12 protein-coding genes are annotated in these 19,831 nt (G+C 36.7%); 7 read left to right on the top strand and 5 right to left on the bottom strand.

What is annotated here, in order from left to right:
• A partial coding sequence (locus tag CG11_RS02390; protein WP_156039633.1) for an Ig domain-containing protein occupies positions 1-2,857 on the bottom strand: 2,857 nt, incomplete at its 3' end.
• Positions 2,858-3,216: 359 nt separating this feature from the next.
• On the bottom strand, positions 3,217-3,603 hold the full coding sequence (locus CG11_RS02385; RefSeq protein WP_052592741.1) for a hypothetical protein: 387 nt from the start codon (positions 3,601-3,603) through the stop codon (positions 3,217-3,219).
• Between the two features lie 230 nt (positions 3,604-3,833).
• Here CG11_RS02385 and hisS point away from each other — a divergent pair, with 230 nt between their 5' ends.
• Positions 3,834-5,195, top strand: a complete 1,362-nt coding sequence (gene hisS / locus CG11_RS02380; RefSeq protein ID WP_052592739.1) for a histidine--tRNA ligase — start codon at positions 3,834-3,836, stop codon at positions 5,193-5,195.
• A 74-nt stretch (positions 5,196-5,269) separates the two neighbouring features.
• Here hisS and lipA read toward each other — a convergent pair whose 3' ends face one another.
• Positions 5,270-6,145 (bottom strand): lipoyl synthase, encoded by an 876-nt coding sequence (lipA, locus tag CG11_RS02375; RefSeq protein ID WP_052592737.1) that lies wholly within the window; start codon positions 6,143-6,145, stop codon positions 5,270-5,272.
• 248 nt (positions 6,146-6,393) lie between these two features.
• The gene (locus CG11_RS02370; protein ID WP_156039632.1) at positions 6,394-7,161 is read right to left on the bottom strand and encodes a hypothetical protein; all 768 of its coding nucleotides are present in this window, start codon (positions 7,159-7,161) and stop codon (positions 6,394-6,396) included.
• 414 nt (positions 7,162-7,575) lie between these two features.
• Between CG11_RS02370 and CG11_RS02365 the strand changes: the two genes are divergently transcribed.
• Both CG11_RS02365 and CG11_RS02360 read left to right on the top strand, forming a co-directional pair.
• Entirely contained in the window at positions 7,576-10,008 is a 2,433-nt protein-coding gene (locus tag CG11_RS02365) for a TonB-dependent receptor (protein ID WP_052592733.1), read from the top strand.
• Positions 10,009-10,132: 124 nt separating this feature from the next.
• The gene (locus tag CG11_RS02360; RefSeq protein WP_052592731.1) at positions 10,133-10,960 is read left to right on the top strand and encodes an O-methyltransferase; all 828 of its coding nucleotides are present in this window, start codon (positions 10,133-10,135) and stop codon (positions 10,958-10,960) included.
• On the opposite strand, the gene CG11_RS02355 is transcribed toward CG11_RS02360, so the two are convergent.
• Positions 10,957-14,064: a CHAT domain-containing protein gene (locus tag CG11_RS02355; protein ID WP_052592730.1), complete on the bottom strand. Its 3,108-nt coding sequence runs from the start codon at positions 14,062-14,064 to the stop codon at positions 10,957-10,959. The genes CG11_RS02360 and CG11_RS02355 overlap by 4 nt on opposite strands.
• Before the next feature lie 310 nt (positions 14,065-14,374).
• Between CG11_RS02355 and CG11_RS02350 the strand changes: the two genes are divergently transcribed.
• The 4 genes from CG11_RS02350 to CG11_RS02335 all read left to right on the top strand — a co-directional run bounded on the left by CG11_RS02350 (position 14,375) and on the right by CG11_RS02335 (position 19,779).
• Positions 14,375-14,809, top strand: coding sequence for a hypothetical protein (locus tag CG11_RS02350; protein WP_052592728.1), 435 nt, complete (start codon positions 14,375-14,377; stop codon positions 14,807-14,809).
• Between the two features lie 327 nt (positions 14,810-15,136).
• The gene (ligA, locus tag CG11_RS02345) at positions 15,137-17,269 is read left to right on the top strand and encodes an NAD-dependent DNA ligase LigA (protein ID WP_231512752.1); all 2,133 of its coding nucleotides are present in this window, start codon (positions 15,137-15,139) and stop codon (positions 17,267-17,269) included.
• A gap of 122 nt (positions 17,270-17,391) precedes the next feature.
• Positions 17,392-17,835 (top strand): YbjN domain-containing protein, encoded by a 444-nt coding sequence (locus CG11_RS02340; RefSeq protein ID WP_052592723.1) that lies wholly within the window; start codon positions 17,392-17,394, stop codon positions 17,833-17,835.
• Between the two features lie 219 nt (positions 17,836-18,054).
• The gene (locus CG11_RS02335; RefSeq protein WP_052592721.1) at positions 18,055-19,779 is read left to right on the top strand and encodes an ATP-binding protein; all 1,725 of its coding nucleotides are present in this window, start codon (positions 18,055-18,057) and stop codon (positions 19,777-19,779) included.
• Positions 19,780-19,831: the final 52 nt, after the last annotated feature.

The following is a 19,831-nucleotide window of genomic DNA, read 5'->3' as shown; positions in this document are numbered from 1 at the left end:
CACCAGTACCATTCACACATCCACAAGGACCACCTTGGCCGCCACCGCCGCCACCGCCGCCACCGCCAGATCCACCAGATCCAGACATACCAGTAGCACCTTGAGCACCTACAGTATAACGACAAGCAACTTGCAAACCAGGAGCACCATCTGCACCAGCACAACCCACAACTCCAGCAATACCAGGAGTACCAGGTTGACCAACATTCGGTGTACCATTATTAAAGGCAAGACCATCTCCTAAGGTATTTCTACCTCCTCCTAGTCCTCCAGAAGCAGCAGAACCTAGACCAGATCCTGTTGCAGAACAACCAGCAGGTGGGCTTAATGGAGTTCCTCCACGTCCAGATGAACCACCAGCAGCACCATCATCGGCATTACCACCTCGTCCACCACCACCACCGGCGCCACCATCGACAACACCAGCAGAAGCACTTGCTCCATCTGCTCCAACACCAAGTCCATTTCCAAGATCGGCATTACGACCACCGCCACCACCAAAGATCACGGCAAACGATCCACAACTATTTCCTCCAAAACCACCATTTCCTCCTTGGATATTATCACTTTGACCATTGGGTAGACCATCTTGTCCATTCGTACCAGGTTGGCCATCGGTTCCAGAACAACCTGTTGTTCCATTCGTACCATTGGTCGCATTTCCTGGTTCTATATTAACACGTGTAATATTATAATTAGATGCATTGTTCATAAAGATACCATAGGTAGAGGTTCCTGGAACAACAGCATCATCTGTTGTAATTGTTAAATCTTGTAAGCGGAAGTAACTAGAGCCAAAGACTTCTACAGCTGTTAGATGTCGATCTGCATTTAGAACACCTCCAGCATTGTTCCTTGTTCTATTAATAGTCGTCGCTCCAACTTCTGACGTTTTCAACCAAGCTTGGCTTTCAATAAAACCACCTTCAACTGTTAGGTTACTAGTTATATTTAAAGCAGTATCTATATTATAGGTACCTGTTGCTAGTTTGATAACAGAATTATTACAAGCGGCACGTCTCAAAGCTTCTTGAATATTTACTGGATCAAATTGAGAACCAGACGCAGATGAGCTACCAGATGTAGAAACATAAATATTTCGACAAGCTGGCTCCGCTACAGAATCCCCAACTGTTATGGTAATAATCTCAGAAGAGCTACATCCTGTAAAAGGATTAGCCACTTCAACATTCCATTGATATGTACCAGGTGCATTGGGTATTGTAACTGGTGCCGTCGCTGTTGGACCAGTTACCGTATTGGGTACTGTTGCCGTTCCTAAAGGTGGCAACTCTGTAAACGTAAAGTTCATAGAGGGAGCATCCGTTGTTGCTGTCAATACTAAAGGAGCACCTCCACAAGCATTGATATTGTTAGGTGCTACAGCCAATGCCGGATCATCCTCTACCGTAACCGTTACTTGATCTGTTGATGTACAACCATCATTATATGTTAAAACAACAGAGTACGTTGTTGTAGATGGAGGACAAGCTACAGGATTTGGAATATTAGGGTCGGATAATCCTATTGTAGGTGACCAAGAGTAGCTAACTCCATTAGGAGAAGTTGTCGTAGCCGATAAAGGTGTACAGTCGCCCAAACAAATGCTTGCATCTGGACCAGCATCTACAGGGTCGTTAGGATTTGAGATTACATTTATCGTATATGTAAATGTGTTGGAACCGACCAAAGGACAAGCATCATCTTGTATGGTTACTGTAAATGTATGTGTCCCGATATCAAATACTGTTGGCGTCCAACAGAATGTACCTGTAATCTGATTTCCAGAAGGAACTCCTGGACCAGAAACAGTAAACGTACTAGTAGGTATTGATTGGTCATAAGACATAGATAAAACATCTCCTGGATTTGGAGGATCTGACCCAACAATATCAAAGCACAATTGAGAACCAAAACAAGTTGATGTAGTAAAGTTAACACTTCCTTGACCAGAGTTATTCACTCCTGATAAGATTGGATTGGCATTATTACAGTTCAATACTTCAAATTGAATGTCTCGCATTGTTGATCCAATCAAGATACCATTTCGATACTCTTCGACCAAAACGCACAAAACACCTACGTGTAAAGACGTTGGTGTAAAAGCAATCGCTCCTGTCTGTGCATCAATGGTAACGGGGTCAGAAGGACCAAAAGGAGCCGTTCCAGAAAAACCAGGTTGATATGGAACTGGGTCATTTGCATTTTCCAAACAAGGCACTAAAGAGTAGTTTAATGAATCGCCATCGTAATCAATTGCTCCGTGGTTATAAAATACTTGTTGTCCAATACAAGTATAAGCCGCTGGAGGATTTAAGAAAATAGGCGAGTTATTACACGTTGCCGCATTGTTAAAAATATTCCGTGTCTCAGCATACATTGCTGGGCTACCTACCAAAGTAGTAATGGAATTGTTTCGACAACACAATCGCCATGAAAATACGATATTAGAACAATCAAAAGGTATTGTAATGGTTGCCGTATAGGTGTGTTTTTCTACACCAAAGGATCCATTACCACCACCACAAGAAGATTGTTGCGTGCTACAGTTTGGGGTAATATCCTCTATACTCTGACGAGAGGAGCTCACCGATCCTGTACACGGGTTCCCCGTACTAATGCGAGTACCAGTATAACTTATGGTCTGATTATTAGGCAAACCGATACCATTACAATCCCGGTAGATGTTTAATGTCAGTGCATATCGCATCCCACCAGTAGTAGGACCCAGACAAACATAGGAAACATCTACCCCTTTTGCGTGGGTAGCATTTGCTTCTTGTGTCCCTAACAAGAAAATGCCTAACATCAGAAAGACGTTAAGCAACGGGACAAGTAATTGTTTACAACGTAACATAGGGTATGACTGTTTTGCGTGTAAGTATAAAATTTTTAACATATTTACTTTTCTACTCTGTGAATCATTCGGATAAAGTACGAGTTTTCTCCCAATGATGTATAGATAGTTTTTACAAAAGTTTAACTACTGGACATAATAGAATCCAAATATAAAGATAACGCACTCCAAAAATGATTTGTTGCCTTAAGGATTCTAGAAACTTGCTTTTTTTTTGCTTTTACTAATAAAAAGGGACTCTTGAGACTTTGTCGGATATTTTTTTGTTGCTCAAAGTTTTCCTCTTTTTAGAATTGAAATCTTAACATTCCTTTAATACCAACTGTTAAGATAGTATTTATATTGGTTTAAATAAAAACTTATACGGGAATAAAAATAAATTGAGGAGCAGGCTTCTCTAATAGAAAAATACAAAAGCTATTTTTTTTCTCTTTGTATAATTTTCTAAACTCATCAATCTTCTCTAAAGAAACAACTTTTTTCATTGCCAACTCTTCTAAGGTGGTTGCATTAAATGACAACTTCTCTCCTTCCACAATAGGAAGACCAATATTTACAGTTGTAAAAGAAGGAAAGGCTACCAAGATTGGGTAATTGGAAACATTTTCATCTTGAATTGTTTTAATGGTTTGGAGGAACCATTCTTTATCTTTTTTGATTGCTACTTCTAGTGCTCCTAAAATTTCTGAATCTTGCTCCAAGGTTTTCACAATTGTCTGATTATTTTTAAGAAGATTAATATCCATGCAAAAGTAAGATTTACTATTGAGAAAATAAAGTTTTTGATTTTTCTATCTTAGTTATTTTGGATATAGTTTTATGTAGTGTACTTTTGGAGCCTTTAAAAGCAGTTTTTATGTTGTGTTTCTTCAAGTCTTTTTTATTACACTATATATTATAGTATAATAATTCAAAATGTTTTGAATCAAACACCATTCATTTATAAACAGAATCATACTATAAATAATAATATACCATGAAACCAAAGTTAGTACGTGGGACTAGGGACTTTTCTTCTGAGGTAGTCAATAAGAGAAATTACATTTTTTCAACATTGAGAAAAGTTTTTACAAAATATGGCTTCAATCCTCTAGAAACTCCCGCTATGGAAGAGTTGAGCACCTTAACAGGGAAATACGGGGACGAGGGCGATCAGCTTTTGTTTAAGATTTTAAATAATGGCGATTATTTGGCAAAGGCAGATACGGACGCATTAGCCAATAAAGATTCAAAAGGGCTAACTGCTTCTATCTCAAAAAGAGCTTTGCGCTATGATTTAACAGTTCCATTTGCACGGTATGTTGTTTCAAATCAGAATAACATTTCTTTTCCTTTCAAACGTTATCAAATTCAACCCGTTTGGCGAGCAGATAAGCCAAATAGAGGACGCTACAGAGAATTTTATCAATGCGATGTCGATGTTATTGGTTCGGATTCTTTGTTGTACGAAGCAGAATTGTGTCAGATTTACGATGAAGCATTTGCCCAACTAAACTTAGGTGTTGTTATTCGTTTGAACAATCGAAAAATCTTAGATGGCTTGGCTCAATATGCAGGCTATCCTGAACTGTTTGCAAAGATTACCGTAGCTATTGATAAATTAGATAAAATAGGTTGGGATGGTGTCGAGCAAGAATTGAGTCGCATGGGAATCGATCAAGCAGGTTTTGAAAAGGTAAAGCAAGTTATCAATGCGCCTAATATAGCTACCCTAAAAACTTTGTTTGAAGGGATCGAAATAGGGTTAAAAGGTATTGAAGAATTGGAAACTGTTTTAGACTTTTTGGAAGGTTATAACTTTAGCAACCAACTGAAGGTTGACTTTGCTCTAGCTCGTGGATTAAGCTATTATACGGGCTGTATTTATGAAGTGGAGGTAGATACATCTATTGAAAGCCAGAAGAATATCAAAATGGGAAGCATCGGTGGCGGTGGTCGCTATGCAGACTTAACAGGTATCTTTGGACTAAAAGATATGTCGGGTGTCGGTGTTTCATTTGGAGCAGCTAGAATTTATGATGTCATGGAGGAATTGAATTTATTTGACACTGTTGAATTCAATACTAGCAAAGTATTATTTTTAGCAATGGACAAGGATGCCTTGAAGTATGGTTTTAAAGCACTTCAAAAAGTTCGTGCCGCTGGTATTTCTTCAACCATTTATCCTAAAGCTTGGAAGTTTCAAAAGTTGATGAAATATGCTGATAAAGTAAAGGTTCCTTATGTTATTATCGTTGGCGATAAAGAAATGGAAAGCGGACAACTAGGTTTCAAAAATATGCAAACTGGAGAACAACAAGCGTTGAGTATTGAAGATATTATCAAAATACTGAGCTAATCTATAGATTATTTATAAAAACAGGGCAATTTGAACTTTCAAATTGCCCTGTTACTCTTTATGGATTGGTCTGTTTAAATATGGCGTTCTGCATGATAAGAAGAACGAACCATAGGTCCTGACTCTACATAATCAAAGCCTTTGGATAGACCAATTTCTTTGTACTCTGCAAACAAATCAGGATGAACATAATCTGCAATATCAATATGACGTTTGGTTGGCTGCAAATATTGTCCTATTGTAAGCACATCGCAACCATGGGCTACTAAATCATCCATGATTTTCATCATTTCTTCTTTGGTTTCACCCAATCCTACCATAACACCCGATTTGGTTCGTTTGCCGTATTCTTTAGTTCGTTTAATTTGTTCTAAACTACGTTGATACTTTGCTTGAGGACGCACTTTTCTATAAAGGCTTTCGACCGTTTCCATATTGTGTGATACGACTTCTTGTCCAGCACTAATCATCAATTCCAAAGCATCCCATTTTCCACGCACATCAGGAATCAATGTTTCGATGGTAGTAGTAGGCGAATACTCTTTGACCAATCGAACGGTATCAAACCATATTTGTGCTCCTTTATCTTTGAGCTCATCTCTATTCACAGAAGTAATTACAGCGTGTTTAACTCCCATTAATTGTATGGCTTCTGCCACACGTTGCGGTTCGTCAGTATCCAATTCTGGCGGACGCCCAGTAGCTACTGCACAAAAAGAACAAGAGCGGGTACATACATTTCCTAGAATCATAAACGTAGCCGTTCCTTCTCCCCAACATTCTCCCATATTAGGACAATGACCACTTTGACAAATGGTGTGTAGCTTGTATTCGTCTACTAATTTTCGAACTCGCTTGTAGTTCTCACCCATTGGCAATTTTACTCTTAACCAATCTGGTTTTTTCTTACGTTCAGCTTTAGGCTGTACGATTGGAAGCTCTATTAACATAATTTATGTTTGGTTAGTACTTCGTAGATTTTTTGTTTTGCTATCGCAAACCTCAAAAGCATCTCTGTCTCAATTTGATTATCTGTGTTTTAATATTTTGAATATCTAAACGTTACCTTGTTAATGATCAAATTAATAGAATTGTCTTACGAAGTATTGTTTGGTTACAATAGTTTGTCAAAATCAAACTATTCTTTTCATTAAGTTCATTATGAATCTATTGGAAAACGATTTTATTTGCATATTGCTTACCAACGATGTCCTAAATGTATATTGATATACAAATTTACGAATACTGGAGTATTTTTTTCAAAAATCATAATAGGAATTTCTTCAAAATAAAAATCAGCAGCAATTCCAATTTCAATATCTTTTAACACATTGTCAAATGCTCCCCAGTCGATCAACAAGCCAGCCTTAACAAAAAAACCTGGCACTAAGTCTAATTCATCCCACCCATAAGCTGCTCCCGAAGGACCATCTACTTCTTGAGGGTTTAAAAACTTGAGCAAGTTCGCTTCACTATACTTTTCAGGAACTATGTTTGGACGACCTCCATTATCTCTGTAAATTAAATCTAAATAATAAGGTCGAACCATTCCTAATGAAAATCCTCCCGAGTAAGTAAAACCAAGAGAGACAAGCCTTCTATTTCTAGCAGACAAATAATATTTTTCACCATAACCTACTCTTGAGAAAAACAAGTTATTTTTTTTGCCGTAAATAAATGCCTTGGGCGCACCTCCTACGATTGATAACCCATCATACGTTTGACGACGTTCTTTGGTGTGTTTTATTTCCCCAAAATCCACAAAAAAAGACAAGGTTCTAAATGGACTTTGAATTAAACTATAGGCTACATTAACTTGAAAGCCTCTTGTATTAATTCCTCCTCCTACAAATAACTCGTTATGAACAGGAAGTTCTTCTTCAGAAAACTTGGACGACCTTTTGGATTGCCCCCAACATGAAGCCACACCCATTACCAATATTAATATGTATATGTATTTATTCATAAGCAAGTATTTTATCATTTTGGGATAGACGAGGTATACCGTAAAGGTATCAACAAAAAAATCTCCCAAATGTTTTATAGCATAGTAAATTTACGATTTTTAGACTGTATTGTCAAATTTAGCATTTTGGAGACTTTTTTCACCTCGGCACAATAATTTTAACAAAGTCAACAAGCCAACAACAACCAATTAAAAACCAATCAAATACACTTAAATAGAATGGTCATAGCATCTAAAAAAAGGAGATTAAAAACTTTTTCTTAAAAAGAAATATGTACCTTTACCCCGCTAAAAAAGAAAGTTACCCCAATAAATTATAGCCTACTTTCAAAGAATTTTATAACAGTAAACTTTATACCTTCCTCTGTAGAGGTTAGATTTTCCATATAAAGTAATAACACAAAAGTAAAAGCTATGAAAAGTTTTACTTGTACTATTTTTCTTCTATTTACAACCATTTTCACTTCTTCTATTTTCGCTCAAAATACGGGTACTATTACAGGAATTGTAGCCGACTCGCTAACTCAAGAATCGCTACTGGGTGTTAATGTCCGTGCAGGGACATTTGCGGGAACAAGTGATTATATTGATGGAAAGTACACTTTAGAACTCCCAGAGGGAGAACATACCATACAATTTAGCTATTTGGGCTATGCAACCAAAAGCCAAATGGTAACTATTGAAGCTGGCAAAACGGTTGTCATGAACATTTATCTTGGCGAAGAAGCGACTATGCTAGAAACAGCTACTGTAACGACTAGTAAATTTGCTAAATCATTAGGTGAAGTAACGGTCTCATTAAGTGTGGTTTCACCTGACCTAATTGAAAACACCAATGCCAATGCCGTTAATCAGGTATTAGACAAGGTTCCTGGGGTCAATACAATGGGAGATCAGGTAACCATTCGTGGCGGTTCAGGTTTTGCACAAGGTACTGGAAGTCGTGTTCTTATATTAATGGACGACTTGCCCGTCATGCAAGCAGATGCAGGGCTTCCTAACTGGGGAGATTTGCCGACTGAAAACATTGCTCAGATGGAAGTACTAAAAGGAGCGGCATCTGCACTCTACGGCTCTTCTGCTATGAATGGTGTTATCAATATTCGCACAGCTTATCCTTTGAACAAACCATTGACTAAAGTAAGTATTTTTGGAACTGTTTATGGCGATCCTGCCGATCCTGCTAACAAGTGGTGGACGGCTAAAAATATGCCTTTTGAGACAGGCTTGCAATTCGCACATCGTAGGAAAATTGGAAAATTTGATATCGTATTAGGTTCTAATCTAGCTTATAACCAACATTATATGCGTTCATATCAACAAGTAGATGCCAATACAATTGATTCTATGCCAGGTTATAATAACCGTGCAAGAATCACACTAAATACTAGATATCGCCATTCTGAGAATTTAATTTTCACGTTGAATACAAATATCAACATGGGCAGTCAAAGTGTGTTCTTATTTCACAACCGTGTAGATCCCAACTTAGGGCTTTACGAAACAGATTTTGATCCTGCTCCCCGTGGACAAAACTTTAGAATGACAATTGACCCTGCGGTTACTTATTACGATAAGCTTAGCAATCGCCATCGTTTTCAGTTCCGTTATTTTTATATTGATAATAACAACGAAGGAGGACAAAGCAATAGCTCCAATACATTATATGGAGAATATCAATTCCAAAGAAAGTTTGAAGCATTGGATGGTCTAGAATTGGCTGCTGGTGTTGTAGCAAGTTCGGTGATGTCAACTTCTGAAGTTTATGGAAATGAAAGTTATACACACAATAATTTTGCTGCTTATCTACAATTAGACAAAAAATTCTTTAAGCGCTTAAACCTTTCATTTGGTGCTCGTTACGAGATAAACACAACCGCTTACCCTGATTCGATTCACTATTCGTTAAGCTTGTTTGGCAACCCTCTCCCCAATGGAGATAAACATATTGCTTTGCGTGATACGATAGAACATAGACCTGTGTTCCGTTTTGGAGCTAGTTATCAATTAGGAGAAGCCACCTTCTTCCGTGCTTCTTGGGGACAAGGTTATCGTTTCCCTACTGTATTGGAAAAATTCATTTCTACAACCGCAGGAGGTATTACTGTTGCTCCCAACCCAGGATTGGTCTCAGAAACTGGTTGGAGTGCAGAAATTGGTGTCAAACAAGGATTTAAGATTGGCAAATGGCAAGGATTTTTGGATATTGCAGGTTTCTGGTCGGAATATGAAAACATGATGGAATTTCAAGCTTCTCGTGAAATCAACTCACAATACTTTAATTTACCAATTGCTTTTCAAGTTCAAAACATTGGCAATACTCGTATCACAGGAATCGACGTTAGTTTAACAGGTCAAGGTAATTTAGGCGACTTCAAAGTAGCCTTACTAGCTGGATATACCTTGTTAAATCCTCAGTATAAAAACTTCCAAGACAGTATTGTTCAAGCAGATATTAAGGAGTTCTCAACATCTGAAGAAAATATTTTAAAATATAGAAACAGACATACTATAAAGTTTGATGGGCAAGTCACTTACAAAGGAATTTCAGCAGGAGTAACAGTGCAATACCTTTCTTTTATGGAAGCAATTGACAAGTTCTTAGCAGGTAGTGACGACCCTAAAACCAACCCTTCTACACAAAATCCTTATACCAAAATATACTACTTTAGACAAAAACACAACAATGGTTCTTTTGTTTTAAATGCAAGGTTAGCTTATCAAATTGCAAAGTTTGTCAAGGTTTCTTTCTTGATGAATAACGTGCTTAACAATGAGTACGCTATCCAACCAGGAAAAGTAGAAGCACCTAGAAACTTTAGTCTAAGAGCTGACTTTACATTTTAAGCAATTACAATCATACTACTATGAGAGGATTTGAAAACTAACACGTCAATAGTTCGTTAAAAATCTATTAGAATGTTCGTTTTTAAATCCTCTATTTACATTAGCTATCTACAATCCTCTAACAGTGAGTATCGGGCAACGTTTTCTCAAATTCTATTGGCAAGCACAAACAAAATATACGATTCATTCACCTTTTGTATTTTCGTTGATTGAAGAAGTCATTGAAGACAACCGAAGGTATTATGACTTTAGTGCATTAGAACGTCTTAGAATCGTTTCGGAAAGAAACACAACGACCTTAAACGTCACGGATTTAGGCGCTGGTTCTCGGGTAAACAATACAGCATCTAGAAGTATCGCTAGCATTGTAAAAAGTGCCGTTTCTCCCCAATGGCAATGCGAATTTCTCTTCCGCCTTGTACATTATTTGCAACCTAAAAATCGACTAGAATTAGGCACTTCTTTAGGCATTAGCAGCTTGTATCAATACATCCCTCTACGAAAAGCACCTTTTTATACCTTGGAAGGCTGCCCCAATATCGCTCAAGTAGCTGCATCTAATTTCAAGAAACTGAAAGCCACTCAAATCCAACAGCTTGTTGGTGACTTTAACCATACCTTACCACAGGCTTTAGAAAAAATGCAGCGCTTGGATTATGTTTTTATAGATGGCAACCATCAAATGAAACCTACCCTATCTTATTTTGAGACTTGCCTAAAATACAGCCATCAAGATACGGTTTTTGTCTTGGACGACATCTATTGGTCAGAAGAAATGCAACTGGCTTGGGAAACGATCAAAGCACACCCTAGTGTCACCTTAAGTATTGATCTTTTTTTTGTTGGATTAATCTTTTTAAGAGCAGAACAAAAAGAAGTCCAACACTTTAAGATTGTTCCTGCTAAATACAAGCCTTGGAAAATGGGCTTCTTTGCCCCTTCTCACCACTAACGTCTTTGCCTTAACGCTTGCAAGCTCCACCATCCCAAAAAACCAAGAAAAGCAATTGGAATGACAAACCACCAAATATAAGTTACTGGCTCGCTAACTTCGATAGCTTGATAGTTGCCAATTACAATATAACCAGCCCAATATGCAGGGTGTGCCTCTAGTCCTTTTGCGTTTTTTAAATACTTTAACTTAGCACGACGCAAAGCAACATCTTTATCAATCTTTTGTTTTAGGTTTTCATAAAAATAATCCATAATAATAGGACCATAAAGATCACTTTGTTCCCACAAAGACAAAACGACAGAAGGGCTTCCTGCATAGATAAAACTCCGCCCCAAGCTCACAATCCCTTCTCCTCTTTGGTAAGGTCCATAACCTGTTTGGCAGTTACTCAATACCACCATCGAGGCATTTAAATTGAGTTGCTTAATTTCGTTTGTTGTTAATTGGTTGTCCTCTTCTTCGTGCCCGTCTTCTGAAAAAATTAAGCTAGAGTATTCTGGAAAATCAGGGTCAATCATACCATAAAGTCCCAAATGTAAGATGCCGTAACTACTAGCATATTCTTTAAAATAATATTCGGTTGCGTAACGATTAAGATAAAAATCTCCAGCATATTTTTCAGATAAAGAATCTATTTCAGCTTCCACACCTTCTCGAACCTTCAATGAAGCTCTTAAACGCTGTAATTTTTGAGTTCTAATAGGCATTAGTTCTTCGTTTGCATAAGTCGCACCGATTCCTAATATTTCGTTGTTAATTGGTTCTCTAACTCTACTTCCTTCGTTTAACCATAGCGTACTCGAATAGTTATAAGCAATTTGTTTTTGTTTTAACAAATAAGCCAAAGAGGGAAAATTAACCTCATGAACCTTTTCTACAGGGATATCTGTTAAGAGCGTTTCAAAAGGAATATAACTTAGCAAGCCATCGGGAATAATAACCACACGTTTACTTTTATTCAATAATTCGTGGTGCATCAATTTATAATACAACTCATATGCCGTCATGCAAAAATCCTTGTATCCTCCCGACTGTACGTGTTGTTTCAATTTACTATGCGTAAAATGTTTGTAATATTTCAGAATGGTAGGCTTGTACGTTCTCCAAAAAATTCTACGAATGGCTAGCGTGTCTTTTTGGATAATAAATTGATAAATTGCCTCCTTACCTTCTAAATATTGCACCAACGTTGTTGAATCATTCAAAGCCTGTTGCACACTATCCAATCTTGCTATCTGCGTGTTGTATTTGAACTGGTAGTATTTAGTATGATTTTCTTGAAGGTTTTGTTTTATAAGCGTCAAACTAACTTGCAGCGCTGCCATTTGCTGCTGATACCAATCCAATACCGTAGCTTTTTCTTGGAAAACTTGTGCCTCCCAATAACGTTTTTGGTACCATAACATCCGCTGTTGCAATGTAGATACTTTCTGAAGGACTGTAGCAGGGACATTACCAAATTGTCCCGCATCAGGCTCATTCATCATCATTTGTAGCAGCACAGCTTTACATTCTTCTGCCAACTGAAAGGCTTCTTTTACATATACTTGCTCTTGTTTTCTTTTATGTAATAACTCACAAACTTCAATAAACTGTTCATAAACAACTACCGTCATATCCGAAAAATTCAACGGCAAGTTCCTTTCTGCTTTCAAGATTCTAAATACTTCTAAAGTGTATTGAGCATGATCATATATTTCTACTAAAGAAACACTATATTTTGACCGTTCGTACAATACCAACATTACATTGATTTTTTGAGTCAAGATTTGTATAGCCTGCTCTTTTGAAAAAAGACTATTAATAGCTGGAAAACCTTTCTTTTTTCCTTCATTACTTAATGCCCATAAGGCACTCATATACGACCTTTGGGCTTGATCGTATTTTTTTTGAATTTGATAACAATCTCCCAAATTCAACCAACGAGTAGCTGTTTCAGGGCTTTGGGCTTGAAACCCCTTGCCCCCACCTACAGCCCGTTGGAATGCCATTTCTGCTTCGTTATAATTCTTTTTTGCTAAGTGGACCTTTCCTTTAGTAGACCATTTTTCCCACTTCTTGTAATCTGTTTTTACCTCTTCCATTTTTTCAAGGTAAACTTGAGCGCTATCCAATTGTTTTTCTTCCAAAAATTCCAAGGCCATCATATTACAAGCATCAAGGTAGATATCACTTGACTCTATTGCTCCTTTTGTGCTTCCCAATTGTACTAGTGAGAAAACTTTTCTTAGATAAAGTACCGTTTCAAGAGGTCGATTTTTTAAGTTGAAATAACAACTAGCTAACTGAAACCATAGCTTAGCCTGCTCTCTTTGATAAATAGAACGCTCTGCCATAAAGTTAATGGCTTCTACATAATAATCTTTCGCTCGATTATAATTCGCTTGCTGATAATAAATATCGCCCAATTGCTTATAAATAAAAGCTGTTTGCACAGAATCTATTGGTGATTGCTGCAAAGTCTCCTCTAACATTTTTTTAGCTGCTAACAAAGCATTTTCAAAATCGCCTGTAGCCATGCCTACAACTATTTTAGCATCATACAACTGGGCTGAATCAGCTTGATTTTCTATCAATTGCGCTGCTTTTTTCAGATAATCTGTTGCAGCTCTCAAATCCTTTGGATAAGTCGTTGCATCCTTTGCCCATATCTTGTAAGCATAAATTAACGCATCTTTATTTTGGGGCACGTTTTCCAACAAATTCAAATAATAATAAGCAGAATCGATGGACTTGTCTACCGTCATAAAACTTTCCAAATACCACTGTGTTTTGTAAGCATATATCCACGCTTTTGAGGTTTGGATTTGGTTTAAATAAGTCCATTTTTGATCCGCAGATAATGTAGTTGCATTTAAAACCAATTCGAGGAATTTTTGTCCTGCCAACTCTAAAGCAACGATATCATTTTCTTTTTCTAAAACGTCTATCAATAAATTTTGATAATAAATCAAACTATCTAAATTCTCTCCCCTTTTGAGCGACTCTATACGTTTCTCTAAAGTATTTTTGTCTGATGGAAGCTGAAAACTCATCAAGAGTATCCCTGATACCAATGACATAAAAACAGATAAAATAAGAATAAAATAGTGCGTTCGCATATAGTATAAATTGGTGGTCTCTTGTTTTTGATTGAAGCATTTTCTACTCTACACAGCAGTTTTTAAAAATCCAATAAAGCCCGCTTTTTTTAAAAGAAAAAAGATTTTTGAAACTGAATTTTTAAATTAACAAATGCTTATATTGCAAAAATAAAAAAAAGACTCTACATTCTTATTTACTAGAAAATCTTTACCCTATATTTAGGAGTTTAATACTTCATCCCTTTCTTTTTTTTCTTTACTAAAAAAGTAAAAATAGTGGTATAATGGGGTTTAGAATATACCCAACTTTCAAAATTGATTGAATACTATGTCTACCAATAAAAGCAATTCCAACGATTCCTCCAATACGAAAGTAGAACAGAATGCAACCAACGCGCTGTCTAACAAGGATAAATTGATTCTTTTTGTTGAAAAGAATAAAACGCCTATTTTAGGTTTTTCATCAATAGTAGTCTTGTTGATTCTTGTTGTTGTTCTTTATTATAGCTTTGCCAACAAAGGTATGGATGAATTTGCAGACGATTTTTGTAACTGTGCTGCCGTTGATGGCAGTGACTTTTATGCGTATAGCAAGGATGGTTTTGGTTATCGTAGTGATTTGGTAGGTTGCTTTGCCGAAGATTTCCGCCAATATGGAAAACGTTATAACAAGGCAACAAAAAAAGCTTTGCTACTTGAATTTCAAAAAGAAGTGGTCAAAAAGTGCCCTGAGAAACTAGCAGGTGTGTTTGAATATAAATAAACCTCTCCTATTGGTTTTGGCTCCTAAAAACCTCCAACAAAACGAGACAGATAAACTTTGGCTAATCGCATAATGATTGTTTACAGTCGCTTATTGTCATACAACACAATAAGTTGACATACTATTGACTATTTCAATAGTTCGCTGATTTTTTTTATTAATTTAATAATCAATGACTTGTTTTTTCTTATTACATTTTATGAAGTTGCTTAAAATTAAGTAATAATTAAGCTTGCTAATAGGCTTGTACTAATAGCACAAAAGCAAAAGAACATGACTAGAGCAAGAAGTTAATCAACGAACTACTATATTTATAACATAAAGATAATGTACTCTGATTCAGAACACAAAGCGTTGTATGAACGCTCCAAAAAATTACTAGCTAATCCTGTTGCTTCAGCAGAGATGAATGCTGCTCAACAAATTAATGAACTTTGTGAAGTTATCAATTATCACGAATGGCGTTACTATGTTTTAGACCAACCCATATTGAGTGATTTTGAATACGATAGCCTTTTTAAGAAATTAGAAGCTTTAGAGGACTTATTTCCCAATTTATTGCGTACGGATTCCCCTACACAACGTGTCTCCAACGATTTGACAGAGCACTTTGAAACGGTTCAGCACCTAACTCCTATGCTATCACTTGAAAATTCATACAATGCCGAGGACTTAAATAATTTTGACGAACGCATCAAAAAGATGATTGGTGCAGATGTACCAACTACTGGAATTGAGTATTGTGTAGAACCAAAGTTTGATGGAGGAACCATTGTTTTGGTTTACGAAAATGACCACTTGGTTCGCGCTGCTACTCGTGGTAATGGTGCCCAAGGAGACGACATTACGCCCAATGCCAAGGCTATTCGAACCATTCCTCTAAAAGCAAATTTTTCAAAATATGGCATTCAAAAAGTAGAACTTCGAGGCGAAGTACTCATTCGCAAAGATTTATTTGAACAGGTAAATGAAAATCGTTTCAAAGAAGGTAAACAACTTTTTGCCAATCCTAGAAATGCAGCAACAGGTGGCTTACGCTTAAAAGATCCCAAACAGGTTAATGAAAGAGCTTTGGACGCTTTTATTTATCAAATGGGATTTGCGACAAACATAGACGGAGATGACGTTTTGAATCAATTTGAAGATCACAACCAGCAAATCGAAATCTTATCTAATTTAGGTTTTAAAGTACCTAAAATAAATGTAGAACGTGCGGTTTGCCAAGATATTGAAGCGGTAAATGCGTATTGTGAACAATGGCAAATAAATAGAGAAGCATATCCTTTTGAGATTGATGGAATGGTTGTCAAGGTCAATCGCCTAGATTTGCAAGAATTATGCGGTTATACTAGCCACCATCCTCGTTGGGCTATTGCTTTTAAATTTAAAGCAAAACAAGCAACAACAAAGCTACTGGACATTGATTACCAAGTAGGTCGAACTGGAGCCGTTACCCCTGTTGCCCGCTTAGAAACCGTTGACTTAGCTGGTGCTAAAATTTCGAATGTATCGTTGCACAATGCTGATTTTATCAAAGAAAAAGACATTCGAATTGGCGATACGGTTCTTGTTGAACGAGCGGGCGATGTTATTCCTTACATTGTCAAAACATTAGCCGACCTTAGAGATGGTTCCGAAAAACCAGTTGTCTACCCTACCAATTGTCCCGTTTGTAGTTCTGTCTTGGAGCGTCCAGAAGGGGAAGCGGTATGGCGCTGTGTCAACCCTAGTTGTGAAGCACAAATTGTAGGTCGTATGATTCATTTTGTCTCCAAAAACGCAATGAATATTGACGGTTTTGGAGAAGCTTATATTGAGCGTTTTTACAAAGAAGGGATGCTGCACTCTTTAGCTGATATTTATCGTTTAGATTATAAAAGAATTGCCTTTTTCGAAGGCTTTGGAGAACGATCGGCAGAGAAGTTGCAAATCGCTATAGAAAAAACTAAAAATAATCCTGCACACCGCTTGCTTTATGCCTTGGGGATTCGCCATATTGGTAGAACCAACTCTAAAATATTAATTGCAGAGGTAGAAAAGATTCAAGATTTAGCCAATTGGTCTTTGGAACAACTTTGCGAATTGCGAGACATTGGTCCTATCGTCGCACAACAGGTGTTGGATGTGTTTAGTTTGCCAGAAACCATTGAGCTTCTAAACGAATTTGAAGCACTTGGTGTTAACGTATATCGCTTGGAATCTGAACAGAAAAAAGAGGTCGCTTCTGATGCTCCTTTGGCAGGAAAAACGGTTGTTTTCACAGGAACATTAACTCAAATTAAACGCGATGAAGCCAAAGAGTTGGTAGCTAATGCTGGCGGGAAAGCTGTTGGCAGTGTTAGTTCTAAATTAAGCTACTTGGTGGTCGGAGAAAAAGCAGGTTCAAAGTTGACCAAAGCTCAACAGTTGGGTATTACAATATTAACAGAACAAGAATTCTTGACGCTTATCGGGCATTAATAGATTTTTATGCTTATAATATTCTCTGGCAGTTGTGCTCACTCAGATTGCCAGAGAATTCAATTACCCCCAATTACAAAACATTAGTAGTTCGTTGAAACATCACAAATGCAACATAAAAAATGCCAATTCTAGAATCACATAGACAACTTGTTAATGACGCTATTTTAAGTTTAGGAATTAAACCAGAAATTTGTCAACAAGATAGCAATCCCAATTTATGGAAATTACATCGAGGAACAGCTCAAATTATTATTGTAGCTCAAGAGTCAACCACCCATTTAGAGGACAAAGTGGCAACTATTTCGATGATGTCTCCCATTTTGCAAATCCCTCAAGACTTTAAACAAACAACTGCCTTACAGCAATTTATTTTAGAATCCAATCATCAATTAATTACAGAGTCTTTTAGTATTTCAAATCGATGGTTGATTCTAAGTACCACCTACTATTTGGATGATATGCGCCGCCAAGAAGTTATACAAATGTTAGATACATTAAGCTTCCATGCTCAATCTTTTATACGTATCATAGACGAAAAATTTGGCATCAACCAAAGCACTTAATAGATTGATAGTAAAACATTTCGATGAGGAACAGCTTTTAATGTCATATTTTTAGTTATCTTTGAAGATTTAACACTCCATTGATTTGCTGCACTGCTACTGTGTGGTTTCAACGGAATAATGAAGATGGTAGTCCGCTACTTATTCAATCATTTGCTAAAAAGTAATACGTCTAGTATACTGACAATAATGTCTAATGATAAAGATTAGTCCATCAAAATGAAAAAGTATCTCTCATTTTATAATAGTAACTTATCTTTAAACGAACAGTTTTTAAAGCAGGCTTTGTTAGCCGTCACCTTCATTTCTTTCTATTGTTCAGTCTTGTATGGCTACTTATTGTCTACCAGTTCCAATGCTTTTATTAATTCTCTAATTAGTTCTATTGTCTTTTCCAGCTTACTGTTAGCATCTCCTAACGGTTACAAAATAAAAGCATCTATAGAAACTATTTTTAGGTTTTATGCCTTAATTGCTTTGTCCTTAAACTGGTGTTTTACCAATGGACTGCAAGGAGGTACAGGCTATTTTTTTCTATTGCTAATTAGTTTTTATGCCATTACAAGCCCCGAAAAATATTATACGCGATATATATTACTCCTGCTTCTAGATGTGTTCTTTCTATTGTATGTAGAGTATAATTACCCACACTATATTCAATCTAACTTGTCTGATGTAGGCGTTTTTTGGGCATCTACCTGTAACTTATTAATCTGTTTTGCTATTACAGCATTAGCACTAATCCTAGTAAAAATAGAATACAATAAGGAATCTAGAAACGCTATCGAAAAACAAAATCGGTTGATTGCAGCAAACAATGCTCGATCTCGATTTTTAGCCAACATTAGTCATGAAATTAGAACGCCATTGAATGGTGTTATGGGAATGGCTTCTTTGTTAGAAGCCTCAGAACCCAATTCCGAACAAAAAGAATATGTTCAAACGATCAAAGTTAGCAGCAAGAGATTGCTAAAAATTATTAATGAAATCTTAGATTACTCCAAAGCGGAAGCTGGAAAAACCGAGCTTAGAATCGAGCCTTTTTCTTTGACGGAATGTATTGAAGATGCCATTAATATTACGACTCCAAAAGTAATGGAGAAAGGACTCAAACTCACCTATTACATCGAAAAAAATATTCCCAATATCCTTTCAGGAGATGGAGGTAAAATCCAACAAGTATTGGTTAACTTAATTGGCAATGCTACTAAATTTACAGAAAAAGGAACCATCCATATTAGCGTACAAAGGATTAATAAAATTGACCAAAAAGTAATCTTAGAATTTAGTGTACAAGATACAGGTATTGGCATCCCAAAAGAAAGTTTGGACAATCTATTTGAAGCCTTCACACAAGTAGATGACTCTAGAACAAGACTACAAAGCGGAACGGGGTTAGGCTTGGCTATTTCAAAACATTTTGTAGAGTTAATGGGGGGAAATATTTGGGTAAAAAGTATTGAAAAGAAAGGTTCTATTTTTTACTTTTCAATTCAACTTGATGTCCTTCAAAAGCAATCTAGGTTAAGCACATTTACACAACCTACTACTATTGATAATCAAATTGCAAAAAAAACAGCCTTGGACATCTTGTTGGTGGAAGATGACAAAATTAATAGGCTCTTGGCCGTTCGTATTTTGCAAAAAATGGGCTATCAACCCGATACCGCTACCAATGGACAAGAAGCCATTGAAATTCTAAAAAAACATGCTTATAATTTAGTTTTGATGGATATTCAAATGCCTGTTTTAGATGGTCTAGAAGCTACTCAAATTATCAGAAAAGAGCTGGCCCATCAACCAACGATAATTGCGATGACAGCTAATGCCATGTTAGAAGACAAACGACTCTGTGAAGCTGCTGGTATGGATGACTTTTTGGCTAAGCCAATTGATGTAAAAATGTTGGAACAAATGCTGTTAAAATGGCGCAAAAATGGTTAAGTCCTCTGTAAAGTAAATTGCTGTCACGTTTACAAACCATTTTGTTAGTTGC

This window comes from Aureispira sp. CCB-QB1, assembly GCF_000724545.1.
Lineage (GTDB): Bacteria > Bacteroidota > Bacteroidia > Chitinophagales > Saprospiraceae > Aureispira.
The sequence above is the reverse complement of the archived record's forward strand: the minus strand, read 5'-3'. Positions and strand labels throughout refer to the sequence as shown.